Source organism: Isoptericola sp. MSGPD8_1_ISO-PGPR-S23-394, from assembly GCF_058072785.1.
In genome coordinates this window covers 2131603-2155654 of record NZ_CM176517.1, presented here as the reverse complement: position 1 = coordinate 2155654, position 24052 = coordinate 2131603, and the positions used below count along the sequence as shown (strand labels likewise).

27 protein-coding genes are annotated in these 24052 nt (G+C 72.7%); 19 read left to right on the top strand and 8 right to left on the bottom strand.

Translation table 11 applies throughout. The annotated features are described in order from the left end of the window. Positions 1-9: 9 nt before the first annotated feature. The 3 genes from AC3RJ8_RS09860 to AC3RJ8_RS09850 are packed head-to-tail and all read left to right on the top strand — an operon-like array spanning position 10 to position 3213. Positions 10-1281 (top strand): endo-1,4-beta-xylanase, encoded by a 1272-nt coding sequence (locus AC3RJ8_RS09860; protein WP_489712470.1) that lies wholly within the window; start codon positions 10-12, stop codon positions 1279-1281. A gap of 12 nt (positions 1282-1293) precedes the next feature. Next, complete coding sequence (locus AC3RJ8_RS09855) at positions 1294-2136, top strand: TrmH family RNA methyltransferase (protein ID WP_489712469.1); 843 nt, start codon at positions 1294-1296, stop codon at positions 2134-2136. A gap of 9 nt (positions 2137-2145) precedes the next feature. Beyond that, positions 2146-3213: a PQQ-dependent sugar dehydrogenase gene (locus tag AC3RJ8_RS09850; protein ID WP_489712468.1), complete on the top strand. Its 1068-nt coding sequence runs from the start codon at positions 2146-2148 to the stop codon at positions 3211-3213. 40 nt (positions 3214-3253) lie between these two features. On the opposite strand, the gene AC3RJ8_RS09845 is transcribed toward AC3RJ8_RS09850, so the two are convergent. Beyond that, the gene (locus AC3RJ8_RS09845; RefSeq protein ID WP_489712467.1) at positions 3254-3730 is read right to left on the bottom strand and encodes a DUF4188 domain-containing protein; all 477 of its coding nucleotides are present in this window, start codon (positions 3728-3730) and stop codon (positions 3254-3256) included. A 76-nt stretch (positions 3731-3806) separates the two neighbouring features. Between AC3RJ8_RS09845 and AC3RJ8_RS09840 the strand changes: the two genes are divergently transcribed. Next, positions 3807-4493: a MerR family transcriptional regulator gene (locus AC3RJ8_RS09840; RefSeq protein ID WP_489712466.1), complete on the top strand. Its 687-nt coding sequence runs from the start codon at positions 3807-3809 to the stop codon at positions 4491-4493. A gap of 141 nt (positions 4494-4634) precedes the next feature. Next, on the top strand, positions 4635-5570 hold the full coding sequence (locus AC3RJ8_RS09835) for a siderophore-interacting protein (protein WP_489715613.1): 936 nt from the start codon (positions 4635-4637) through the stop codon (positions 5568-5570). A 21-nt stretch (positions 5571-5591) separates the two neighbouring features. On the opposite strand, the gene AC3RJ8_RS09830 is transcribed toward AC3RJ8_RS09835, so the two are convergent. Continuing rightward, positions 5592-6179 (bottom strand): YbaK/EbsC family protein, encoded by a 588-nt coding sequence (locus AC3RJ8_RS09830; protein WP_489712465.1) that lies wholly within the window; start codon positions 6177-6179, stop codon positions 5592-5594. Further along, positions 6176-6706 carry a YbhB/YbcL family Raf kinase inhibitor-like protein gene (locus AC3RJ8_RS09825; protein ID WP_489712464.1) on the bottom strand — a complete coding sequence of 177 codons (531 nt, stop codon included), beginning with the start codon at positions 6704-6706 and terminating at the stop codon, positions 6176-6178. Before AC3RJ8_RS09825 ends, AC3RJ8_RS09830 begins: the two co-directional genes overlap by 4 nt. 156 nt (positions 6707-6862) lie before the next feature. Between AC3RJ8_RS09825 and AC3RJ8_RS09820 the strand changes: the two genes are divergently transcribed. The 9 genes from AC3RJ8_RS09820 (at position 6863) to AC3RJ8_RS09780 (ending at position 14834) form a co-directional block, all read left to right on the top strand. After that, complete coding sequence (locus tag AC3RJ8_RS09820) at positions 6863-7603, top strand: SDR family oxidoreductase (protein ID WP_489712463.1); 741 nt, start codon at positions 6863-6865, stop codon at positions 7601-7603. Positions 7604-7614: 11 nt separating this feature from the next. Continuing rightward, positions 7615-8199: a TetR/AcrR family transcriptional regulator gene (locus AC3RJ8_RS09815; protein ID WP_489712462.1), complete on the top strand. Its 585-nt coding sequence runs from the start codon at positions 7615-7617 to the stop codon at positions 8197-8199. Beyond that, positions 8196-9191, top strand: coding sequence for an NADPH:quinone oxidoreductase family protein (locus AC3RJ8_RS09810; RefSeq protein WP_489712461.1), 996 nt, complete (start codon positions 8196-8198; stop codon positions 9189-9191). Before AC3RJ8_RS09815 ends, AC3RJ8_RS09810 begins: the two co-directional genes overlap by 4 nt. Before the next feature lie 25 nt (positions 9192-9216). Continuing rightward, the gene (locus tag AC3RJ8_RS09805; RefSeq protein WP_489712460.1) at positions 9217-9963 is read left to right on the top strand and encodes an SDR family NAD(P)-dependent oxidoreductase; all 747 of its coding nucleotides are present in this window, start codon (positions 9217-9219) and stop codon (positions 9961-9963) included. Positions 9964-10104: 141 nt separating this feature from the next. Beyond that, positions 10105-10839 (top strand): ABC transporter ATP-binding protein, encoded by a 735-nt coding sequence (locus tag AC3RJ8_RS09800; protein WP_489712459.1) that lies wholly within the window; start codon positions 10105-10107, stop codon positions 10837-10839. Continuing rightward, entirely contained in the window at positions 10836-11591 is a 756-nt protein-coding gene (locus AC3RJ8_RS09795) for an ABC transporter ATP-binding protein (protein WP_489712458.1), read from the top strand. The genes AC3RJ8_RS09800 and AC3RJ8_RS09795 overlap by 4 nt, the downstream gene beginning before the upstream one ends. Further along, positions 11591-12469, top strand: coding sequence for a branched-chain amino acid ABC transporter permease (locus AC3RJ8_RS09790; protein WP_489712457.1), 879 nt, complete (start codon positions 11591-11593; stop codon positions 12467-12469). The genes AC3RJ8_RS09795 and AC3RJ8_RS09790 overlap by 1 nt, the downstream gene beginning before the upstream one ends. Further along, on the top strand, positions 12466-13545 hold the full coding sequence (locus AC3RJ8_RS09785) for a branched-chain amino acid ABC transporter permease (protein WP_489712456.1): 1080 nt from the start codon (positions 12466-12468) through the stop codon (positions 13543-13545). The genes AC3RJ8_RS09790 and AC3RJ8_RS09785 overlap by 4 nt, the downstream gene beginning before the upstream one ends. Positions 13546-13550: 5 nt before the next feature. Continuing rightward, on the top strand, positions 13551-14834 hold the full coding sequence (locus tag AC3RJ8_RS09780; protein WP_489712455.1) for an ABC transporter substrate-binding protein: 1284 nt from the start codon (positions 13551-13553) through the stop codon (positions 14832-14834). Positions 14835-14902: 68 nt separating this feature from the next. On the opposite strand, the gene AC3RJ8_RS09775 is transcribed toward AC3RJ8_RS09780, so the two are convergent. Beyond that, on the bottom strand, positions 14903-16105 hold the full coding sequence (locus AC3RJ8_RS09775) for an acyl-CoA dehydrogenase family protein (protein ID WP_489712454.1): 1203 nt from the start codon (positions 16103-16105) through the stop codon (positions 14903-14905). Then, positions 16105-17166, bottom strand: a complete 1062-nt coding sequence (locus tag AC3RJ8_RS09770) for a phosphotransferase family protein (protein WP_489712453.1) — start codon at positions 17164-17166, stop codon at positions 16105-16107. The genes AC3RJ8_RS09775 and AC3RJ8_RS09770 overlap by 1 nt, the downstream gene beginning before the upstream one ends. 191 nt (positions 17167-17357) lie before the next feature. Here AC3RJ8_RS09770 and AC3RJ8_RS09765 point away from each other — a divergent pair, with 191 nt between their 5' ends. After that, positions 17358-18254 carry an alpha/beta fold hydrolase gene (locus AC3RJ8_RS09765; protein WP_489712452.1) on the top strand — a complete coding sequence of 299 codons (897 nt, stop codon included), beginning with the start codon at positions 17358-17360 and terminating at the stop codon, positions 18252-18254. Between the two features lie 20 nt (positions 18255-18274). After that, entirely contained in the window at positions 18275-19087 is an 813-nt protein-coding gene (locus AC3RJ8_RS09760) for a squalene cyclase (protein WP_489712451.1), read from the top strand. A gap of 7 nt (positions 19088-19094) precedes the next feature. Here the strand turns inward: AC3RJ8_RS09760 and AC3RJ8_RS09755 are convergent, their stop codons facing one another. Further along, positions 19095-19508 (bottom strand): acyl-CoA thioesterase, encoded by a 414-nt coding sequence (locus tag AC3RJ8_RS09755; protein ID WP_489712450.1) that lies wholly within the window; start codon positions 19506-19508, stop codon positions 19095-19097. 33 nt (positions 19509-19541) lie between these two features. Then, positions 19542-20195 (bottom strand): QsdR family transcriptional regulator, encoded by a 654-nt coding sequence (locus AC3RJ8_RS09750; protein ID WP_489712449.1) that lies wholly within the window; start codon positions 20193-20195, stop codon positions 19542-19544. A 92-nt stretch (positions 20196-20287) separates the two neighbouring features. On the opposite strand from AC3RJ8_RS09750, the gene AC3RJ8_RS09745 reads away from it, so the two are divergent. The 3 genes from AC3RJ8_RS09745 to AC3RJ8_RS09735 are packed head-to-tail and all read left to right on the top strand — an operon-like array spanning position 20288 to position 23491. Next, positions 20288-21520, top strand: a complete 1233-nt coding sequence (locus AC3RJ8_RS09745) for an acyl-CoA dehydrogenase family protein (protein WP_489712448.1) — start codon at positions 20288-20290, stop codon at positions 21518-21520. Between the two features lie 59 nt (positions 21521-21579). Further along, positions 21580-22803, top strand: coding sequence for an acetyl-CoA C-acetyltransferase (locus AC3RJ8_RS09740; RefSeq protein WP_489712447.1), 1224 nt, complete (start codon positions 21580-21582; stop codon positions 22801-22803). 43 nt (positions 22804-22846) lie between these two features. Further along, complete coding sequence (locus AC3RJ8_RS09735) at positions 22847-23491, top strand: LysE family translocator (RefSeq protein ID WP_489712446.1); 645 nt, start codon at positions 22847-22849, stop codon at positions 23489-23491. A 30-nt stretch (positions 23492-23521) separates the two neighbouring features. Here the strand turns inward: AC3RJ8_RS09735 and AC3RJ8_RS09730 are convergent, their stop codons facing one another. Further along, a complete protein-coding gene (locus AC3RJ8_RS09730; protein WP_489712445.1) occupies positions 23522-23989 on the bottom strand; it encodes a pyridoxamine 5'-phosphate oxidase family protein in 468 nt (155 codons plus the stop codon). Positions 23990-24052: the final 63 nt, after the last annotated feature.

Sequence of the window (24052 nt, the reverse complement as noted above, 5' to 3'; positions counted from 1 at the left end):
CATGGCCGGGTGACTCTCTTCACCGCACCCATCGACCAGACGCCCGACCCGACCCTGGCGCACCGTCGCGCCCAGGCCGCGGTGACCGTCGTCGGGCCGGACGGCACGCCGCTGGCCGGCACCGACGTCGTCGTCGCCCAGACGCGGCACGCGTTCGGGTTCGGGTGCATCGGCTTCGAGCTGATGGACCACGCCAACGGCCGTTCTGCGGACGCCGCCTACGACAACGATTTCGCGCACCGTTGGCTCGACCTCTTCAACGTCGCCACGCTCCCGTTCTACTGGGGCACCTTCGAGCCGACGCAGGGCGCACCCCGCACCGCCGAGACCTTGGCCGCGGCCCGCTGGTTCGCCGACCGGGGCGTCGTCGTCAAGGGGCACCCGCTCGTGTGGCACACGGTGCAGCCGCGCTGGCTCCTCGACCGCCCCCTGGACGAGGTCGAGCGGCTGCAGCGCGAGCGCATCCGGCGTGACGTCGGCGACTTCGCCGGGGTCGTCGACACCTGGGACGCGATCAACGAGGCCGTGATCATGCCGGTGTTCACCGCCGAGGAGAACGCGATCACGCCGCTCGCACGGCTCAAGGGTCGCGTGGAGATGATCCGCCTGGCCGTCGAGGAGGCCCGCAACGCCCACCCGGGCGTCACGCTGCTGCTCAACGACTTCGACATGTCGACGGCGTACGAGTGCCTCGTCGAGGCGGTGCTCGAGGCGGAGATCCGCATCGACCGGCTGGGGCTGCAGTCGCACATGCACCAGGGCTACTGGGGCGAGGAGAAGACGCTGCGCGTCCTCGAACGGTTCGCGCGGTACGGCATCCCGCTCCACCTGACCGAGACCACGCTGCTGTCGGGTGACCTCATGCCCGACCACGTCGTCGACCTCAACGACTGGCAGGTGGGTTCCTGGCCCTCGACACCCGAGGGCGAGGAGCGCCAGGCCGAGGAGATCGAGCGGCACTACCGCACCCTGCTCAGCCACCCGGCCGTGGAGGTCGTCAACTACTGGGGCCTCGGCGACCGCGGGATGTGGCTGGGCGCGCCGGGCGGGCTGCTGCGCGCCGACGGCTCGCCCAAGCCGTCGTACGAGCGGTTGCGCTCCCTGGTCAAGGACGAGTGGTGGCACGCGCCGACGACGCTGCGCACCGACGACGCCGGGCGCGTCCACGTGGCGGGCTTCCTGGGCGACTACGAGGTCGCGCTGCCCGACGGCGGTCCCGCGGCCGCGCTGAGTCTCGAGCGGGCGGGGGAGCAGACGGCGCAGGTGCGGCTCCCGGGCTGAGAGAATCCCCGGGTGAGCACGCCCGCCGACCCCCGCCCCGCCGTCGTCCGCGTCACCGATCCCGCCGACGCGCGGCTGCGCGACTACACCGACCTGACCGACGTCAAGCTCCGCACCGCGCGCGAGCCCGCCGAGGGCCTGTTCATGGCCGAGTCCTCGAACGTCATCCGGCGTGCCCTCGCCGCGGGGCACCGGCCCCGGTCGTTCCTCATGGCCGACAAGTGGCTCGACTCCATGGCGGACGTGCTGGCCGAGCACCCGGAGGTACCGGTGTTCGTCGCCGACGAGCCGGTGCTGGAGCAGATCACCGGGTTCCACCTGCACCGCGGGGCGCTCGCGGCCATGCACCGTCCCGTCCTGCGCAGCGTGCACGAGGTCGTGTCCGGTGCCCGCGGTGGCGCCGGCGCGCGCCGCGTGGCGGTGCTGGAGGACATCGTCGACCACACGAACGTCGGCGCCGTCTTCCGCTCGGCCGCGGCGCTCGGCGTCGACGCGGTGCTGGTCACGCCGCGGTGCGCGGACCCGCTGTACCGGCGCAGCGTGCGCGTGTCGATGGGCACCGTCTTCCAGGTCCCGTGGACGCGCCTCGCGTCGTGGCCCGGTGGGCTCGACGACCTGCGCGCGGACGGGTTCGAGGTGGCGGCGCTCGCACTCTCCGACGACGCCGTCTCGTTGGACGACCTGGCCGTCGACCTGCCGGACCGACTCGCCCTGGTCCTCGGCACCGAGGGGCACGGCCTCTCCCGGCGTGCCGTCGCCGCCGCGGACCGGGTCGTGCAGATCCCCATGGCCGGTGGGGTCGACTCGCTCAACGTGGCAGCGGCTTCTGCTGTGGCCTTCTGGGCCACGAGGTAGGAAGGGACCATGAGCCTTCCGCGACGCGCCACCGCAACACTGCTGGTGTCGTGCGTCGCCGTCGCACTGGCCGGCTGCACGACGCCGGGCGAGGACCCGTCGGGGTCGCCCGGCGCGACGGCGGACGCCGGCGTCGAGACCGTCGTGCCCGGACTCGACGTCCCCTGGTCGGTCGCCTTCCACGACGACACGGCGCTCGTCAGCGAGCGTGAGTCCGGGCGGGTCGTCGAGCTCGCGGACGACGGCGGCCTGCGAGAGGTGGGCGTCGTCGACGAGGTGACGCCGGGCGGCGAGGGCGGGCTGCTCGGTCTCGCGGTCCACGAGGACCGCCTGTACGCCTACTTCACCGCGGGCGCGGAGAACCGCATCGAGCGCTACGACCTGGTCGGCGGACCCGGGTCGCTCGCCCTCGGTGCGTCCGAGACGGTCCTCGACGGGATCCCGTCGGCGAGGAACCACAACGGTGGGCGCATCGCATTCGGCCCGGACGGGATGCTCTACGCCACCGCCGGCGACGCCGGTGACCCGGCGAGCGCCCAGGACGGCGGCTCGCTCGCCGGCAAGATCCTGCGGCTGACGCCTGACGGGGGAGTGCCGGACGACAACCCGTTCGACGGGTCACCGGTCTACAGCTCCGGCCACCGCAACCCGCAGGGCATCGCGTGGGACGAGGACGGCACGATGTACGCCAGCGAGTTCGGCCAGGACACCTGGGACGAGCTGAACGTCATCGAGCCCGGTGCCGACTACGGCTGGCCGGAGGTCGAGGGCGTGGCCGGCGACGACCGGTTCGTCGACCCGGTGCAGCAGTGGCGTCCGGCGGAAGCGAGCCCCAGCGGCATCGCCGTCGCCGACGGCAGCATCTGGATCGCGAACCTGCGCGGCGAGCGCCTCCGGGAGGTCCCGCTGAACGACCTGTCGGAGGCGACCGAGCACCTGGTCGGCCGGCACGGGCGCTTGCGCGACGCCATCGCCGCACCGGACGGGTCCTTGTGGGTGCTGACCAACAACACCGACGGCCGCAGGGCCCCCGCGCCCGACGACGACCGCATCCTGCGGCTCGACCCCCTGCCCTGACCACAGTGGGCGGGGCTGTCGGTCCACCGGCGCCCGGCGGTCAGGCGGACCGGTTCCGGATCCGCTCCCGGGCCGTGCGGCCTCGGCGAGCGGCGGGCACGACGCCGGTGGCGGACGCCAGCCCCATGGCTCCCGGGATGTCGGCGTAGAGCGTCTCGTGGCCACCGGCCGGGACCGAGAAGGTCTCGTGCCAGACGCCGACCGCGCCGGGCACGCGCTGGGCGCGCCGGTAGAACTCGAGCCAGGCGGGGCGGTGCGCACGCTCGTCGGCGTTCGCGTAGGCGTAGACGTCCTCGACGCTGCGCCAGTACTGCACCACCGTCGGGCCACGCGCCCCGACGAGCGTCGTCGCGCCGAGGAACCCCGAGTCCGGGTCTTGGTAGAGCTCGCGGAGCATCGGGGTCATGGCGGCCAGGGCAGGCCACCAGCCGTCGGGGCGCCACAGCTTGTTGATCCGGGCGCCGATGAGGAAGACGGCGAGGTCGCCGTCGTGGTCGTGGGTGGTGAGGTCCACCATGACTACTCCCTGGATAGTAAGACTCTCCATTATTGGGGAGTGTTACTCTCCATTGTCAAGAGGTGGAGGGAGAGCGATGCGGATCTCGGGCCTGGCCGCCGCCACGGGGGTGCCGGTGGCCACGTTGAAGTACTACCTCCGCGAGGGTCTGCTACCTCCGGGGGAGTCCACCGCGCGCACCCAGGCCACGTACGACCAGGGGCACGTGTCGCGGGTGCGGCTCGTACGGGCGCTCATCGAGTCGGCAGGGCTGAGCCTGGCGGCCGTGCGGGGGGTGCTCGCTGCGCTCGACGACCCGCCCCCGTCCCGTCACGACCTGCTCGGTGCCGCCCATCATGCGCTGGTCGCGGCGGAAGGCGCGAGGCTGCCGGGTGCGGCCGGTGCGGCCGGTGCGGCCGGTGCGGCCGGTGCGGCCGGTGCGGACGCGTCGGGGGAGGGGGAAGCCGCCGACGACGACGCGGCCCGCCGTGCGCGGGCGCTCGCGGAGGAGCACGGTGGATGCGGCGACGGCCTGCTGGTCGACCGGTTGGCCGAACAGCTCCGCGCTGCGGAGGCCGGTGGGCTGGACCTGTCGGACGACTACCTGCGGGGGCTGGCCGAGGCGGCTGCCCTCGTGGCGGCGGCCGACCTGTCGACGGTGCCCTCCGAGTCGGCCGCTGCGCTGCGACAGGTGGTGCTCGGCACGTTGCTGACCGACCCGATCCTGCTCACCCTGCGGCGGCTCGCCCAGGTACGTGCCAGCGAGGATGCCGCGCAGGGCTGAGGCCACGGCGCGAGCGGTGTGACGCCGCTCACGGAGGTTGCCGGGCGACCGGTAAGTGAGGTTAGGCTGGCCTGCGTGACCCACCGCGCGACTGCCACCCAGCCCGAGCCCACCCGCGCCGTCGCGCCGCAGCCCTGGCGCATGTTCGACGTCGAGGTCCGGCGGGTCACCCGGCTGTGCCCGTCCTTCGTGCGCATCACGTTCACGGGCGACGACCTCCACCTCTTCGCCGACAACGGCGCCGACCAGCGGATCAAGTTCCTGCTGCCCGCCCCGTGCGGTGGCTGGGAGTACCTGGACCGGCAGAGCCCCGACTGGTTCACCTCCTGGCGCGCCCTGCCCGACGAGCGCCGCAACCCGCTGCGCACGTACACGGTGCGCGCGGTGCGTCCGGACCTGCGGGAGGTCGACGTCGACATCGTCCTGCACGGCGACACCGGGCCGGCCTCCCGCTGGGCCAACGGTGCCCGCCCCGGTACGCCCCTGGTCATCCTCGGGCCGAACGCCGAGCACTCCGGCGGCCACGGCGGCCGCGAGTTCGCACCGCCGGCCTCGAGCCACGCCCTGCTGCTCGCGGGCGACGAGACCGCCGTGCCGGCGATCGCCTCGATCTGCGAGGCGCTGCCCGCCGACGCCGTCGGAGAGGTCTACCTGGAGGTCCCGCACCCCGAGGACCGCTGGACGCTCGCCGCGCCGGCCGGCGTCCGGGTCACCTGGTTGGCGCGGGAGGACGCCGAGCACGGCGACCGCCTCGTCCCGGCCGTCCAGGAGGCGGCCGACCGGATGCTGGCGATGGGCGTGCGTGCGAACGCCGGTGACGAGCCGGTGCGGACCCGTTCCGGGCGGGAGCTGGGCAGCGAGCTCGAGGACGTCGACATCGACGGCGGCATCCTGTGGGAGGTGCCCGTCGACGCCCAGGGCAAGCCGCTGGCGCAGGACACGATGCTCTACGCCTGGCTCGCGGGCGAGGCCGGGATGATCAAGACGCTGCGCCGCTACCTGGTGTCGACCAAGGGCGTGGACCGCAAGTCGGTGGCCTTCATGGGCTACTGGCGTCGCGGTCGCGCCGAGTGCTGAGGAGCGCACCCGCCGTCGGTCTCACCCACGGGGGACGCCCAGACCCGCGACGACCTCGACCCACGGCGCCGCGCACAGCAGGTCGCCCGGCATCAGCAGCTTGGAGCGGCGCAACCCCGACCCCATGAGGGCGAGCGCCCCGGGGGCCGTGAACCTGTCGTCCACCAGCACGCGCCAGCCGGTCGGCAGGCCCACGGGGGTGATGCCGCCGTACTCCATCCCGGACTCGTCGGTGGCTCTGTCCGTCGGCAGGAACGACGCCTTGCGGGCGTCGAGCAGCTTGCGGACGAGCGTGTTGACGTCGGCCCGTGTCGTCGCGGTGACCACGCACGCCGCGACCCGTTCGGCGTCCCCGCGACGACCGGACACGACCACGCAGTTCGCCGACGCCTCCGGCGGCAGGCCGTGCACGGCGTTGAGCGTCTCGGTGTCGGCGTGGTCGGGGTCGATGGCGGCGACGGCGACCTCGGCCGAGACCCTCTCCTGGGTCGCCGACCAGGCGAGCAGGGCGGCCGCGACCGGGTCCGCGAGCAGCTCCGGGTGGTCCAGGGCGGGTGCCCAGTCGAGGTCGCCGAGCGCGGGCAGGCGATCCGTGGTCGCGCCGCTCATCGCTGGTAGGTCCCGGTGAGCGTCGCGCGCGCGAGCGTGTGGAAGTACACGGTGAACGCGGCGTGCACGTTCGTGTTCTCGGTGGTCAGATCCAGCGAGTCGACATCGAGGGCGTGCACCGCGAAGACGTAGCGGTGCGGGTGGTCCCCGGGCGGCGGACCGGCTCCCTCGAAGCCCACCCGTCCGCCGTCCGAGGTGAGCTGGAAGGCGCCGTCCGGCAGGCCCGAGCCGTCGGCCGCGCCCGCGCCGCGCGCCAGGGAGGTGACGGAGGCGGGGAGGTCGAGCACGTGCCAGTGCCAGTAGCCCGACGGCGTCGGCGCGTCCGGGTCGAAGCAGCTCACCACGAACGACCGCGTCGCGTCGGGAGAGCCCGACCAGCGCAGCTCGGGGGAGGTGTTGCCGCCGTCCACCGCGTGGTCCGAGGACATGGGCTCGCCGGGCGAGACGTCCGGGCTGCTCAGCTCGAAGGTCGCCGGGACGGGGAGCAGCGAGTAGGGGTCCGGGGGCATCGGGCGAGTGAAGTCCATGGCTCCACTGTGGTGTGCACGGCGGCTCGTGGCAACGGCACCCGGTGACCGGACGTGCCCGGGCGTGGTAGCGTGCGGGGCACAAACCGACTGGCCGGTACGTCGCGACGGAGCGAGACGACCGGCTGGGAACGACGACGTTCGAGAGGTGGCGCGGTGCGCAGGTTCGCTGGGCAGGTCACGGTCATCACGGGGGCGAGCCGAGGCATCGGCCTGGCGGTGGCGCACCGGCTGGTGTCCGAGGGGGGCCAGGTCGTGCTCACCGGGCGCAAGCCCGATGCGCTCGAGGAGGCCGTGGCAGCGCTCGGCGCGGACAACGCGTCCGCCGTCGCCGGCAAGGTCGACGACGCCGCGCACCGCGCCGAGGTCTTCGCACACGTCGGCGAGCGTTACGGGCGCCTGGACCACCTCGTGAACAACGCCGGCATCAACCCTGCCTGGGGCCCGGTCCTGGAGGTCGAGCCGTCGGTGGTGCGCAAGATCATCGACGTCAACGTCGTCGCGGCGCTGGAGTGGACGCGCGACGCCGTCGCCGCCGGCCTGCGGACCTCGATCGTCAACACCGCCTCCATCTCCGGGACGTCCACCAGCCCGAACATCGCCTTCTACGGTGTCTCCAAGGCTGCCCTCATCAACCTCACGGCGCAGCTCGCCCAGGAGCTCGCCCCCCGCCTGCGGGTCAACGCCGTCGCGCCGGCTGTCGTCAAGACGAAGCTCTCCCGGGCGCTGTACGAGTCGCGCGAGGAGGAGGTCGCTGCGGGCTACCCGCTCGGCCGGCTCGGCGTGCCCGACGACGTCGCCGGACCGATCGCGTTCCTGCTGTCGGACGACGCGGCCTGGATCACCGGGCAGACACTCCGGATCGACGGTGGCGCGTCCGTCGTGCCGGTCGGGTGAAGGATAGGCACATGAAGACCACCAACGTCGCCGACGCCGTGCTGAAGGCCGCCCTGGACCTCTTCTCGACCCAGGGATACGCCACCACGAGCGTCCAGCAGATCGTCGAGGCCGCCGGCGTCACCAAGGGCGCGATGTACCACTACTTCCAGTCCAAGGACGACCTGCTCTTCGCGATCTACGACCGCATGCTCTCGCTGCAGAAGCGCCGGCTCGAGGAGATCGTCGCGCGCGGCGGCACCACCATCGAGGTGCTGCGTGCGGTGTGCGCCGACGTCGTGGAGACCTCCATCGACCTGCTGCCGGAGGGCACCGTGTTCTTCCGCAGCATGCACATGCTGACCGAACCGCGCCGCAAGGAGGTCACCCGGCGTCGGCGGGAGTACCACGACGAGTTCGCCGGCCTGGTCGCCCAGGGCCAGGCCGAGGGCGCCCTGCGGACCGACGTCCCGCGGTCGGTCCTCATCGCCCACTTCTTCTCCGACGTGCACTACCTGTCCTACTGGTACTCGCCGTCGGGTCCCGAGACCAAGTCCGAGGTCGCGACCCAGCTGACCGACCTCTTCCTGCGCAGCATCTCCGTGGAGGACAGATGACCAGCACCATCCGCGCCTGGCGCGTCACCCGCAACGGCGAGCCGACCGAGGTCATGAGCCTCGACGAGGTCGACGCGCCCGCACCCGGCCCCGGCGAGGTGCTCCTGCGCACCCGGGCCGTCGCGGTCAACTTTCCCGACGTCCTCCTGGCCCGCGGCCAGTACCAGGTGCGTCCGGAGCTCCCGTTCGTCCCCGGCATCGAGCTGTGCGGCGACGTCGTGGCGGTCGGCGAGGACGTCGACGAGTCACGGGTCGCCGTGGGGCAGCGCGTCGTGGGGTCGGCCATCGGGGTGCTCGCCGAGCACGCGGTGCTGCCGGCGGCCTCGTGCCGTCCCGCGCCCGCGTCGCTGGACGACGCCCAGGCGGCGGCGCTGACCATCGCCTACCAGACGGCGTGGTTCGGCCTGCACCGCCGGGCCGGGCTCGCGGCGGGCGACACCCTGCTCGTGCACGCGGCCGCCGGGGGAGTGGGCACCGCCGCCTGCCAGCTCGGCGCCGCTGCGGGGGCGACCGTCATCGGGGTCGTGGGCAGCGAGGCCAAGGCGGACGTCGCCCTGGCGGCCGACGCGAAGCACGTGCTGCTGCGCTCCGACGACCTGGTGGCCCGGGTCAAGGAGCTGACCGGCGGCGCGGGTGCCGACGTCGTCTTCGACCCGGTCGGCGGTCCGTCGTTCGAGGCGTCCACGAAGTGCATCGCGTTCGAGGGGCGGATCGTCGTCGTCGGGTTCGCCAGCGGTGAGGTCCCCCCGGTCCGGGCCAACCACGCCCTGGTGAAGAACTACAGCGTGCTGGGGCTGCACTGGGCGCTCTACCAGCAGCGCGACCCCGGCCTCGTCGATGCCGCGCACGCCGAGCTGACCCGGCTCGCCGCGTCCGGCGCGGTGCGCCCCGTCGTGGCCGACGTGCTGCCGTTCGACCGCGCGCCCGAGGCGGTCGCGCTGCTCGCCGACGGATCGACGACCGGGCGCCTGGTCGTCCACGTCGCCGACTGAACCGACCCTCTGCGCAAGGAGCACGATGACCAGCGATCTCCTGGGCCCCACCGACCGTGTCGCCGTCGTCACCGGCGGAGCCCGTGGCATCGGTGCCGCCTACGTCCGCGCGCTGCATGACGCCGGCGCGCGCGTCGTGGTCGCCGACCTGCTGGAGGAGGCCGGTACCGCGCTGGCGGCGGAGCTGGGCGAGCGCGCCCGGTTCGCCGCGCTCGACGTCACCGACGAGGACCGCTGGGCGGAGGTCGTCGAGGAGACGGTCACGGCCTGGGGGCGGCTCGACGTGCTGGTGAACAACGCCGGCATCGCGAACGCCGGGCCGATCGAGCACTACCCGCGCAGCAAGTGGGACGCGGTGATCGCCGTGAACCTCACCGGGACGTACCTCGGGTGCCGGGCGGTGGTGCCGACGATGAAGGCCGCCGGTGGCGGCTCGATCGTCAACGTCTCCTCGGTCGAGGGGATGCGGGGCAGCACGCACCTGCACGGCTACGTGGCCTCGAAGTTCGGTGTGCGGGGGCTGACCAAGTCGCTCGCGGTCGAGCTCGGTGCGGACGGCATCCGGGTCAACTCGGTGCACCCCGGGTTCATCGAGACCGAGATGACGACGAAGATCGACCCGTCCGGTCTGCCGATCCCGCTGCGACGCGGTGGCCTGCCCGAGGACCTCACCGGCACGGTGCTCTACCTTGCCGGTGACGCCTCTGCTTACGTCACCGGCGCCGAGATCGTCGTCGACGGCGGCATGATCAACGGCGTCGGCCACCTCTGACCGGTTCCTGGAGCTTTCTGACCTGCGTCGACACATCGTCCGGCGCTCCCGAGTCACATCCGTGCAACAACTTCCGGTATGACATACCGGCTAGTCGGTTTATGCGCTAGGGTGTGACGCATCCGACACGAAGAGGTGCCGATGTCCAGCAACACACCACGACTCGAGGTCGACGGGCTCACCGTCACCTTCGGCGGTCTGACCGCGCTCGACGACGTCAGCTTCACCGTGGGCGACGCCGAGACGGTCGCCCTCATCGGCCCGAACGGGGCCGGCAAGACGACCGTCTTCAACGCCGTGTGCTCGATGGTCCGCCCCCGCGCCGGCGGCGTGCGGATCGCCGGCCGTCCGGCACCGTCGGCGCCGACGGGTCTGGCAACCCGAGGGGTCGCGCGCACGCTGCAGGGTCTGGGGCTGTTCTCCGGGATGACCGTGCTGGAGAACGTGCTGGTGCCGCTGGTCGGCCCGGACCGGCCGGCCTCGGGCGACCCGCTCGAGGTCGCGACGGCCGTGCTCGCACGGCTCGACCTGTCCGCCCGGGCGAGCACAGCCGTCGACGCGCTGCCCTACCCCGAGCGCAAGCGTGTCGCGCTCGCCCGCGCGCTGGTCACCCGACCACGGCTGCTGCTGCTCGACGAGCCCGCCGGCGGTCTGGGCTCCGACGACATCGCCGGTCTCGTCGAGACCGTCCGTGGGCTGTCCGCGGACGGCTGCTCCGTCCTGCTGGTCGAACACCACGTCGACTTCGTCATGGAGGTCGCCGACCGCGTGGTCGTGCTCGACTTCGGCCGCGTCGTCGCCTGCGGGACCCCGGACGAGGTCCGTGCCGACCCGGCCGTGGAGGCCGCCTACCTGGGGCTGGAGGCCGCCGCATGACCACACCGACCGACGTGCCCGCGAGCACGACCACGAGCACCATGCTCGCCGTCGACGGGCTGACCGTCGGCTACGCGGGCGCCCCGGTGATCGAGGAGCTGAAGCTCCAGGTCCCGCACGGTGCCGTCGTGGCGCTGCTCGGCGCGAACGGGGCCGGCAAGACCACGCTGCTGCGCACCGTCTCCGGACTGGTGCGACCGCGCTCCGGGCGGATCCTGCTGGACGGGCAGGACCTCGCGGCGCTCAGCGTCGAGGACCGCGTGCGGCGGGGGCTCGCCCAGGTCCCCGAGGGGCGCAGCGTCGTGGCCGAGCTGACCGTGGAGGAGAACCTCCACCTCGGGGCGCTGTGGAGGCTCCCCGGCCGGACCGCCCGGTGTGTCGCCGTCGCGGAGGCCTACGAGACGTTCGAGCCGCTGGCCCGACGACGGCGCAGCCTCGGCCACCAGCTCTCGGGTGGCGAGCGCCAGATGCTCGCGCTGGCCCGCGCGCTGCTCGCCGGGCCCCAGGTGCTGCTGCTCGACGAACCGTCGCTGGGACTGGCTCCGCGCGTCGTGGCCCAGCTCTTCTCGATCCTGCGGGACACCGCCCAGCGCACCGGGCTCACCGTGCTCCTCGCCGAGCAGAACGTGACTAGCGCGCTCTCGATCGCCGACCGCGGTGTCGTGCTCAGCCTCGGGGAGGTCGTCGCCGACGCCCCCGCCGCCGAGATCGCCGCCGACCCTGCCCTCCGGCACGCCTACCTGGGGTTCTGATGGATCGTCTCGCCTTCCTCCTCGCCACCGGTCTCGCCCGTGGCCTCGTCATCGCGCTCTTCGCCCTGTCGCTGGTCATCATCTGGCGCGCCGCCCGCATCGTGAACTTCGCGCAGGCGGCGATGGCGATCGTCGCGATCTACGTCGCGTTCGCCGTCACTCAGGTGACCGGGTCCTTCTGGCTCGGGCTGGTCGCCGCCGTCGCGACCGGGGCCGTCGTCGGGCTCGCCGTCGAGCGTTGGCTCATCCGGCTCGTCCCGAGCACCACGCCGCTGCCCGGCATGATCGTGGCCATCGGCCTCGTCATGGTGCTCCAGTCGGCGATCGGCATCGCCTTCGGTCCTCAGCACCGGCCGATGGCGGCGCCGTTCAGCGAGCAGCCACTCGTCGTCGGCGGGGTCCCCGTGCTCTCGCCCTACGACCTGTTCGTCCTCCTCGTCGCCCTCGGGGTCGTCGGCGTCCTCGCGCTGCTCTTCAACGGCACCACGCTCGGGCTGCAGATGCGCGCGTCGGCCGTGGCCCCGGAGGTGTCCCGGCTGCTCGGTGTACGCGTGCCCCGCATGATCACCCTCGGCTGGATGCTGTCGTGCGCCGTCGCCGCGCTCGCCGTGCTCCTGCTGGTGCCGACCGAGCTGGGGCTCAACGCCCACAGCGCCGACGTCCTGTTCGTCCACGCCTTCACCGTGGCCGTGCTGGGCGGGCTGGACTCGCCCGGCGGCGCGCTGCTCGGCGGGGTGATCGTCGGGGTCCTCATCAGCCTGGTCACCGGATACCTCGGGGCCGGGCTCGCACCGATCGCGGTGCTCGTCCTGCTCACCCTCGTCCTGCTCGTGCGACCGGGCGGCATCTTCGCAGTCAAGGAGGCGCGGACCGCATGACCGCCATCATCAGCCCCCGGACCCGTGGGATCCTGCTGCGCGCCCTCGCCCTGACGGCCGTCGCGCTCGCCGCGACCTTCCTGCTCGACTCCTACCGCAACTACCAGCTCGCGATGATCGCCGCGGTGTTCTGCGCGACCGCCGGGCTCACGCTCCTCGTCGGCCTGACCGGTCAGCTCTCGCTGGGGCACGCCGTGCTCATGGCGTGCGGGGGTTACGGCTACGCCTTCGGCGCCGGGTTCGCCGCCGAGGCCGATCTGGGCGGGGTCGTCCGCTTCGCGCTCGGCATCGTCGGGGCGGTGGTGGTCGCCGGCGCGGTCGGCGGGCTGCTCGGGCTGGCCGGTGCCCGCCTGCGCGGCCCCTACCTCGCCGGGCTCACGCTGGCCCTCGTCATCGCCCTGCCGGCGTTCGCGTCCCAGGTGCCCGGCCTGAGCGGGGACCAGGGGCGCAGCGTGCCCTTCGAGCCCGTCCCCGACTGGCTCGACCCGGTGCTCTTCAGCACCGAGCAGTGGCACGCCTGGATCGCGATCCTGGTCGCCGCCGTCGCCGTCACGCCGCTCGCGGTCCTGCGGTCCGGACGCGCCGGGCTGCGCATGCGTGCCGTGCACGGCGACGAGGTCGCCGCTCGCCTGGCCGGCATCTCGCCCGGCCGGGTCAAGACCGAGGCGTTCGTCGCCGGTGCGCTCTCCGCCGGCCTCGGTGGCGCGGTGCTGGCGATCGTCACCCAGAACGTCAGCCCGGGCGGGTACGACCTCGCCTTCTCGCTGCTGCTGCTCGTGGCCGTCGTCGTCGGCGGGCTCGGCAGCATCGGTGGGGCGGCGGTGGGCGCCGCGCTCGTGGTGATGCTGCCCTGGCTCATCAACACCCTGACGACCACCGCGGGGCTGCCCGCCGACCTGGAGCAGCGCCTGTCGGGCAACCTCGCCGTGCTCGTCTTCGGCGCCCTGCTCATCGTCGTCACCGTCGTCTGGCCCGGCGGCCTGTCGCACGCCTTCGCCGGTCGCCTCGGCTCCCTGTCCGCCCGGCTCCGCCGGCGGTCCGAACCCCACGTCCCGCAATCGCTCACAGAGAGGTGACTCCCATGCGGACCACTCCCAGCCCCACGCGCACCACCCCGGTGCGTCCCGTCGTCGCCGTCGCCGGCGCTGCCGTCGTCGGCCTCGCACTGACCGCCTGCGGCGGAGCCGACGAGGCCGCCCCCGGCGTCTCGGACGACACCGTCACCGTCGGCACCCATCAACCGCTCACCGGGCCGGCAGCAGCCGGGTACTCGTCGATCTCCGCGGCCACGAGCGCGTACTTCGACTACGTCAACGCGAACGGCGGCGTCAACGGCCGCACCATCGAGTACATCGTCAAGGACGACGGGTACAACCCGGCGAACACCCAGACCGTGGTGCGCGAGCTCGTCCAGCAGGACGACGTGTTCGCGATCCTCAACGGGCTCGGGACGCCGACGCACTCGTCGGTGCTCGACTTCCTCAACCAGAACGCGGTGCCGGACCTCTTCGTGTCCTCGGGCTCGACGGCCTGGAACGACCCGGAGGAGTACCCGTACACCTTCGGCTTCAACGCGGACTACCTCGTCGAGGGGTCGGCGCTGGCGCAGTACGCCACCGAGGAGCACGCGGGCGAGAAGGTCTGCCTGCTCGGTCAGGACGACGACTACGGCGAGACGCTGCGCGAGGGTGCCGAGATCGTCCTCGGCGCCGACGGGCTGGCCGCGTACGAGACGTACGAGACCTCCAACCAGGACGTCACCGCGCAGATCGGCGCCCTGCAGGCCGCCGAGTGCGAGGTCGTGATGCTCGCGACCGTGAACGGCTTCTCGGCCCTGGCGATCGGGACCGCCGCGCAGATGGGGTTCATGCCCACCTGGATGGCGTCCTCGGCCGGTGGCGACTACCCGACGCTCGTCGGCTTCCTCGGCGAGGACGTCGCGCCGCAGCTCCTGCAGGGCTTCGTCTCGGTGAACTACATGCCGTTCAGCCCGGGCGGGGAGTGGGTCGAGCTGTTCACCGAGATCAACGAGGAGTACAACGACGGGGCGCCGTTCGACGGCAACACCGTCTTCGGGATGGGTGTCGGGTACGCCTTCACCGAGGCGCTGGCGAAGGCCGGCGACGACCCGACCCGCGAGGCCCTGATCGAGGTGCTCGAGTCCGGCGAGCTGGTGGGCAACGGGATCGTCCCGCTCGCCTACGCCCCCGAGGATCACGCCGGCTACGACGCCGCGGGGATCACCATGGTCGACGACGGGGTGCAGGACTACGTCGGGACGACCTACCGCCTCGACGGCGAGACCGTGACGGCGATCGAGCCGGAGCAGGTCGCGCTCGAGGGGAACGGCATCCCCGTGGAGTGAACCTGCTGGCGCGACGACGACGGCCCGCCTCCTTCTCGTGAGGCGGGCCGTCCGTCGTCGTCGGTGGGTCAGGCGCGCAGCTGGGCCCGCCCCAACGACGCCAGGTGCACCTCGTCCGGACCGTCGGCGATCCGCAGCGCGCGGGCGCCGGCGAACATCTCCGCGAGCGGCTGGTCGGCGGAGAGGCCGGCGGCACCGAAGACCTGCATCACCCGGTCCAGGATCTGCTGCACGGCCCGCGGCACCGCGATCTTGATGGACTGGATCTCCGTCATCGCCTGGCGGTTGCCGACGGTGTCCATCAGCCAGGCGGTCTTGAGCACGAGCAGGCGCAGCGCCTCGATCTCGACCCGGGCCTCGGCGACCCACTGGCGCACCACGCCCTGCTCGGACAGCGGGACACCGAACGTCGACCGGCTCCGTGCTCGCTCGGTCGCCAGGGTCAGCGCCCGCTCGGCGGTGCCCAGGGCGCGCATGCAGTGGTGGATGCGCCCCGGGCCGAGGCGGGCCTGCGCCATCGCGAACCCGCCGCCCTCGGTGCCGAGCAGGTGGTCGGCGGGCACCCGGACGTCGTCGAAGACCACCTCGGCGTGGCCGCCGTGGTCGCGGTCGTCGTAACCGAAGACCGTCAGAGGACGGACGATGCGGACGCCTGGCGTCTCCCGCGGCACGAGGATCATCGACTGCTGCTGGTGCTTCGCCGCCTCCGGGTCGGTCTTGCCCATCACGATGAGCAGGCGGCAGTCGGGGCTCATGGCGCCCGTGGACCACCACTTGCGCCCGCTGATCACGTACTCGTCGCCGTCGCGGCGGATGCGGGTGCCGATCTGCGAGGCGTCCGAGGACGCGACGTCGGGCTCGGTCATGCAGAACGCCGACCGGATCTCGGCCTCGAGCAGGGGGTCGAGCCAACGCTCCTGCTGGGCCGGCGTGCCGAACTCCGCCAGCAGCTCCATGTTCCCGGTGTCCGGGGCGGCGCAGTTGAACGCCACCGGCGCCAACCGGGTGCTCCATCCGGTGAGCTCGGCGAGCGGGGCGTACTGCAGGTTGGTGAGCCCCGCGCCGCGCTCGGACGGCAGGAACAGGTTCCACAGGCCGTCGGCGCGGGCCTTGGCGCGCAGCTCGTCGACGACCGGCCGGAAGGTCCAGGTGTCGGGCGTCTCGGCGAGCTGGGCGTCCAGGACCGGTTCGGCGGGCAGGACGTGGTCGTGCACGAAGGTGCGTACCTGCTCGGTCAGCTCGGTGGTGCGGTCGTCGGGGGAGAAGTCCATCAGGTGCTCCTGGGTCGGGCCGCCGCCCGGGCGAGGCCGTCGGCGGCGAGCGGGGCGACGAGGTCGCCGATGGTGTCGAAACCTTCGCCGACGGTCTCGCCGGCGCGGTAGCGGTAGTGGATCCCCTCGAGGATCACCGCGAGCTTGTAGGCGGCGAAGGCCCGGTACCACCACAGGTCCGGTGGCGTGGTGCCGGTCCGGGCCGCGTAGGTGTCGACGAGCTCGTCGAAGGTGGGGTAGCCGACGTCGGGGACCACGGCGCTCGCCGCCACGGCTCCCGCCGAGAGCGAGCGGATGTCCCAGTAGAGGCCCAGCAGCCCGAGGTCGACCAACGGGTCGCCGAGGGTGGCCATCTCCCAGTCCAGGACGGCCGCGATCGTGGGCTCCTGCGGGGTGCCGGCGACCAGCACGTTGTCCAGGCGGTAGTCGCCGTGCACGATGCCCGTCCGGCCCGAGTCGGGGACGTGGGTGGTCAGCCTCTCCTGCAGCTCGTCCAGAGCGGGCAGCTCGCGCGACCGTGACTCGTCGTACTGCCGTCGCCACGTGGTGAGCTGGCGGGCGAGGTAGCCGTCGGGCCGGCCGAAGCCGGCCAGCCCGACCTCCGCGGGGTCGACGCGGTGCAGGTCCGCGAGCGTGCCGGCGAGGGTGAGGCCGAGTCGGTGCAGGCCCGCGGCGGTGAAGTCAGAGTTCTGCTCGGGCCGGGACAGCACGGTGCCCTCGACCCGCTCCATGACGAAGAACGTGGTCCCCGTGACCTCGCCGCGGTCGGTGTCGTCCACGACGTCGACGGTCGCCGGCACGGGGACGTCGCTGGCGCCCAGCGCGGAGATCACGCGGTGCTCGCGGCGCATGTCGTGTGCGCTCGACAGCACGTGCCCTAGCGGGGGGCGGCGCAGCACCAGCGGCAGGGACGCGCCGTCGACCCGGTAGGTCAGGTTGCTGCGGCCGCCGGCGATGACCTCGGCGGTCAGGGCGGTGTCCGGGTGGGGGACCAGCTCCGGGTGCGCACGCGTCAACCAGGCTGACAGGCCCGCTCGGTCCAGGCCGGGCACGTCGGTCATCGATGACCCCATCTCTCGCTCGGACCCGGCCTCGGCGCCAGGCTGCTGGCAGCATACCGCGCGGTCGGTATGTGGTCGAGCGTGTCTCCCGCTGGACAGGGTCTCGGGGCGACGCCGATGCTGACCGATGAGTCCGTGGCGCGGGTGCGGTCCGCACCATCGTCCCGCACGTCCGAGGAGAGGAGCGGCCCATGCGTCCAGAGACCGGCGGCCGGAGCGGCGTCGAGGCGGCCGACGGCGAGGCACTCGGCCCGGAATGCTTCGCGGAGCGCGACGGCGTGCGCCTGTGCTACCAGGCGCTCGGCGACCCGGCGTGGCCGACGATCCTGCTGGTCGGCGGCATGGGTGCGTCGATGGACTGGTGGCCGGCGGACCTCTGCGTCGCGCTGGCGGACGGTGAGCGGCGCGTCGTCCGCTACGACCATCGCGACACCGGGCGGTCGACGACGGGGGCGCCCGGTGAGCCCGCGTACACCGCACGGGACCTCCTCGAGGACCCGCTCGCGATCCTCGACGACCTGGGCGTCGGCCGGGCGCACCTGGTCGGGCTCTCGATGGGTGGCGGCATCGTCCAGGAGCTCGCGGTCGAGCACCCCGACCGCGTCGCGTCGCTCACGCTGGTGTCTACCTCGCCGGCGCTCGAACGCGCCGACGGCTCGCCGCTGCCAGGTCCTGCTCCCGAGCTCGCGGCCCTGTGGGAGAAGCCCTCTCCGGCGCCCGGCGAGGCTGCGGCGATCGATGCGTCCGTCGACGAGGACCGGTTGCTCACGGCCGGTGGCCGCTTCGACGCGGCCCGGACGCGCGCGATCGCACGCCGCGCCGTGCGCAGGTCGTCCGACCCCGCGGCCTCCGCCAACCATGCCGTCGTGGCGCCGGGGAAGCCTGTCCACGGTTCCCTCAGCGAGGTCCGGGTCCCGACGCTCGTCGTCCACGGCGACCGGGACCCGCTCTTCCCCGGGCACGGGGAGCGGCTGGCCGCCGAGATCCCCGGCGCGCGGCTGCTCGTCCTGGACCGGACCGGGCACCAGGTGCCGCCGCCGCAGACGTGGGACCGGCTGCTGCCCGCGCTGCTGGAGCACGCGGTGTGACCACGCCGTACGATCGGCGGGTGAGCGTGCCCACGCAGTGGCTGCTGGACTCGGACCCCGCGCTGCGGTGGCAGGTGGAACGCGCCGAGGTCGACCCGCCCCAGCCGTGGACGGCCACGACCTGGTCCCTCAACGCGTTGCGCGAGTGGGGTCTCGACGCCGCCGTCCTGCGGGCCAACGGCACGCCTGGGCTGCTCGCGCGGCACTGTCGCTGGGAGTGCGACGACCTGCCCTACTGGGACGGTGAGGTCGACTGCTGCATCAACGCCTTCACGCTGGCCAACGGCGCCTGGCTCGGGGTGGACGTGACCGGGATCCTGGACCGCCTGGTCGACGGGCGGATGGCCGACGGCGGCTGGAACTGCGAGTGGGTCGCGGGCGCGACGGTCTCGTCGTTCTGGTCCACGCTCAACGTGCTCGACGGCCTGCTGGACTACGAGCAGCGGGTCGGTGGCGACGCCCGGGCCCGCGAGGCGCGTCGGACCGGTCAGGAGTACCTGCTCGCCCGTGGACTGATGCGGCGGCGGTCCACGGGAGAGCTGCTCGCGCCCTGGGTGCAGCGGTTCGAGTACCCCTTCCACGGGCACTACAACATCCTGCGCGCGGCCGACCACGTCCGTCGCGCCGCGTCCTACGACGCTGAGGCTCCGGACGAGCGGCTGGCCGAGGCGGTCGAGGTGGTCAGGGCCGCGCGACGTGCTGACGGCACCTGGGCCCGCGACCACCACCATCCCGGCGAGATCTGGTTCGAGGTCGACGTGCCCGTGGGCGAGCCCTCGCCGTGGCTCACGCTGGCAGGGACTCTCCTGCTGCGCTGGTGGGACGGTCGCTGACCGGGCGTCAGGTGACCTTCTGGAGCAGCTGCTCCTCGACGGCGGTGCGGACCGGCGCCGGGACGGGCACCGGGCGCTGGGTGGTCGCGTCGACGAACACGTGCGTGAACTTCCCCTCCGCGACGGGGGTGTCGTCGCCGCGGCGCAGGATCTGCAGCTCCCAGGTCACGCTCGTCGTGCCCAGCCGTCCGACGCCGATGCCGACCTCGAGGTCGTCCGGGTAGGAGGCGGGCGAGCGGAAGTCGCACGACGACGCCACGCAGTACCCGCGCACGGCTCCGGCCGGGTCGAGGCCCGCCTCGCGGATCATCCACGTGTTCACGGCGGTGTCCATCGCCTGGTAGTAGACGGTGTTGTTGACGTGGCCGTACTGGTCGTTGTCGTTCCAGCGCAGCGGGAACGGGTGGCGGACGATGGGCATGGTGGTCCTCTCTGTGCTCTCGTACGAGGGCGCTCAGACGCGCAGCAGGTGGCGGAAGGCGGAGCGCGCGGCGTCGGTGCTGGGCGGTTCGCCGGCGATGAGGTCGGCGTAGGTGAAGGACTCCGAGACGCGGACCAGCAGGTAGGCGAGCGCGTGCCGGTCGATGGCGCCGTCGAACGGCCGCCCGCCGAGGTGGTCGCGCACGAGCTGCTCGACGGTGGCGACGTAACGCTGCTGGATGGGGCTCGCCGACGTCGTCAGGAGACGCAGCGCCCGGGCGGGCTCGCGGCTCAGGAACGTGCGGAAGTAGTCCGCCTCGATGAGGTCGGTGGCGAAGTGGCTGAGGAGGGCGGCCAGGTAGGCCGCGCCGGCCGGTGCGGCGCCGTCGGGCCCGGGTTCCGACGCCGCCCGCTCGGCCTGGACGAGCGTCGGCACGGCGAGCGACCAGAGGACCTCCGACAGCAGGGCGTCGCGGTTGCCGACCCAGCGGAAGACGGACGTGCGGTCCACCCCGAGCTCGGTCGCGAGGCCGCCCATGTCGATGCGGTGACCTGAGACGAAGGTCTCACGTGCCTGCTCGAAGGCACGCAGGGCGTCGGGATGGACGCCGGGCACGAGCCGCGCGGACAGCCGGGTCGGCGCGGCCCGCAGGCCCACGGTGGCGATGTCGCTCGACGGGGAGAGCATGCGGAGCAGCCTAGCCGGATGTTGCGCGATCCGTGCAACATCTCGCAGAATGATGCACACTGACGCCACGGATCGACGACGATCGGAGCACCATGACTCTCACCACCCCGGCCACCACCCCGGAGGCCCACGCCGCCACCGCCCCCGCGGTACCCGAGGTGCTGGACGCCGACTTCTACGGTTTCCAGGACCTCCTGACCCCCGTCGAGCAGGAAGCCGTCGGACGCGTCCGCGACTTCATGGAGCGCGAGGTGCGCCCCCTGGCCGACGACTACTGGGACCGCGCCGAGTGCCCGGTCCACCTGTTCAAGCCCTTCGCCGAGCTCGGTTCGGTCGGCGCGGCCTGGTCCGAGACTGCCCAGTTCGAGAACTCCGCGGTGTTCCGTGGCTGGGTCGGTATGGAGCTCGCCCGGGTCGACTCCTCCTTCTGCACGTTCATCGGTGTTTCCAGCGGGCTGGCGATGAGCTCGATCGGCCTGGGAGGCTCTCCCGAGCAGCGCGCGCAGTGGCTGCCGCCGATGGCGCGTGGCGACCTCATCGGTGCTTTCGGCCTCACCGAGCCGCTGTCCGGGTCCGACACGGCCCGTGGTCTGCGCACCACCGCCACCCGCCACGGCGACACCTGGGTGCTGAACGGCGCCAAGCGCTGGATCGGCAACGCCACGTTCGCCGACGTCGTCGTCATCTGGGCCAAGGACACCGCCGACGACCAGGTCAAGGGCTTCATCGTGCGCAAGGGGACCCCCGGGTTCACCGCCACGAAGATCGAGCGCAAGCAGTCGCTGCGCATCGTGCAGAACGCGGACATCACGCTCGAGAACGTCGAGATCGCCGAGTCCGACCGCCTGCAGGGCATCAACAGCTTCAAGGACCTGGCCAACGTGCTGCGCGTGACCCGTGACGGCGTCTCCTGGCAGGCGCTCGGCACCATGATCGGCGCCTACGAGGCCGCCGTGAAGTACACCAAGGAGCGCGAGCAGTTCGGCAACCCCATCGCGTCCTACCAGCTCGTCCAGGACAAGCTCGCCACCGGGCTCGGGAACATCACCGCCAGCCTCGCGATGTGCGTCCGCCTCGCGCAGATGCAGGACGAGGACACCCAGCGCGACCAGCACGCCGCGCTGGCCAAGGCGTTCGTCACCACCCGGATGCGCGAGACCGTCGCCCTGGCCCGCGAGGTCTGCGGCGGCAACGGCATCACCCTCGACACCGGGGTCGCGCGCTACTTCGCCGACGCCGAGGCCGTCTACACCTTCGAGGGCACCCGCGACATGAACCAGCTCATCGTCGGACGTTCGATCACGGGCCACGCGGCCTTCGTGTGAGGCAGAACCGCAGGCTCACGCGACAGAGATCCGTCTGAGACCCGAGAAAGGACCAGATCATGACCGAGGCCTACATCGTGGCCACTGCGCGCTCACCCATCGGGCGCGCGTACAAGGGGTCGCTGCGCGAGATACGCGCCGACGACCTGGCCGCCCAGATGGTGCGCGCGGCGCTCGACAAGGTTCCCTCGCTGGACCCGGCACGCATCGACGACCTCATCCTCGGCTGCGGTCTGCCCGGCGGCGAGCAGGGGATGAACATGGGGCGGATCGTCGCCGTGCTCAACGGGCTCGATTCCGTCCCCGGCACCACCGTGACCCGCTACTGCTCGTCCAGCGTCCAGTCGACCCGCATGGCCTTCCATGCGATCAAGGCGGGCGAGGGCGACGTCTTCCTCTCCGTCGGCGCCGAGTCCGTCAGCCGCATGGTCAAGGGGTCCAGCGACTACATCGAGGGGCAGGACCTGGAGAACCCGCGCTTCGCGGGTGCGACCGAGCGCACCGCGAAGCGTGCCGTCGGAGGAGCGCCGGTCTGGACCGACCCGCGCACCGACGGCGAGCTGCCCGACGCGTACATCGCCATGGGACAGACGGCGGAGAACCTCGCCTCCGTGCACGGCATCAGCCGCACCGAGCAGGACGAGTTCGCCGCGCGCTCCCAGCAGCGGGCCGAGCGTGCGATCGCGGACGGCTTCTGGTCGCGCGAGATCACCCCGGTGACGCTGCCGGACGGCACCGTGGTGTCGGCCGACGACGGCCCACGGCCCGGGACCACCGTCGAGAAGCTCGCAGGGCTGGACCCGGTGTTCCGCCCCGACGGCACCGTGACGGCGGGCAACGCCTGCCCGCTCAACGATGGCGCCGCCGCGCTGGTGATCGTCTCGGACCGCGTCGTGGACGAGCTGGGGCTGCAGCCGATCGCCCGGATCGTCTCCACCGGAGTCACCGGTCTGTCCCCGGAGATCATGGGTCTCGGGCCCGTGGAGGCGAGCCGCCAGGCCCTCGACCGGGCCGGCCTCACCATCGCCGACATGGACCTGGTGGAGATCAACGAGGCCTTCGCCGCCCAGGTGATCCCCTCGGCCCGTGAGCTCGGTATCGACGAAGGCAAGCTCAACGTGCACGGCGGGGCGATCGCCGTCGGGCACCCGTTCGGCATGACCGGCGCACGGATCACCACCACGCTGCTCAACGGGCTCGAGACGACCGGCGGTCGCTACGGGCTGGAGACCATGTGCGTCGGTGGCGGTCAGGGCATGGCCATGGTGCTCGAGCGGGTCTGAGCACCACCGCGGTCTGATTGACCATGCTGAGTAGGCTCTTCGCATGCCGACCGCTACCCAGTTCGTCGCCTTCGTCGTGGCGTCGGTGCTCCTCATCGTGGTGCCGGGGCCGAGCGTCGTGTTCGCCATCGGCCGGGCCCTGACGGTCGGACGACGGGGCGCACTCCTGGCGGTCGCCGGCAACGCGCTGGGACTGCTCGTCCAGGTGGCGTGCGTCGCGATCGGGCTGGGCGCGCTGGTCGCGGCGTCGACGACCGCATACACCGTGCTCAAGCTGGTCGGTGCGGCCTACGTCGTCTACCTCGGCGTGCAGGCGATCCGGCACCGATCGAGTGCCCGGCTCGCCCTGGCGGCCCCGGGCAGCGCCCGCGCTGTCGGGCTCTGGCGAGGCGTCTGGGCCGGGTTCGTCGTCGGGATGACCAATCCGAAGTCGATGGTGTTCTTCGTCGCGTTCCTGCCGCAGTTCCTCAACCAGGGTGCACCAGCGACGCCGCAGCTCCTGGTCCTGGGCGTGCTGTTCGGTGTGCTGGCCGCCTCCCTGGACAGCATCTGGGCGTTGGCTGCCGGACAGGCGCGGGAGTGGTTCGCCCGTCGGCCGGAACGGCTCGACCGGCTCGGCGTCGCGGGGGGCGTCACGATGATCGGGCTCGGCACCGGGCTGGCGGTCGAGGGCGCCACGGCGCAGTAGCGGCCACGCTCCGCATGCCGGGCTGTTGGGTCAGATCCACTCCCCGTCGCGCATCAGCGTCCGCCCGGGCATCTCGTCCACCTCACGCCAGGCCTGGATGCGCTGCGGTCGCAGGACGAGAAAGACGTAGCCGTCCGGGGCGGTGCGGGGGTCCCAGTCGGCCTGGGCGGCGTATCCCTCGGCGATATCCGTCGGCGCGTCGGCCACGGGCACGGACCGGTCCAGGACGGCATCGACGAGCACCACGTCGCGGGTGTGCCCCAGGGCGAGTCGCGCCGTCGACGTCGCGCCGATGTTGCGCGCGGTGCGGGACGACGCCGGTAGGGCGAGCGCGATCCGCTCGTCCAGCCAGGCCAGCGACAGCGGGATCAGGTACGGCTGCGACGCGCCGTCGTCCGACGACGCCGAGGCCACCCACGCATCGCGGGCCGGGCTCTGCAGCAGCTCGAGGGTGTCGGCGGTGCGCTGGGCACGAGAACGCGGAGCGTCGGTGGTCATGTCCCCATCATGCCCGTGCCCGGGAGCCCGCGACCTCGGGGGAAGGTCGCAGGCCCCCGGGGG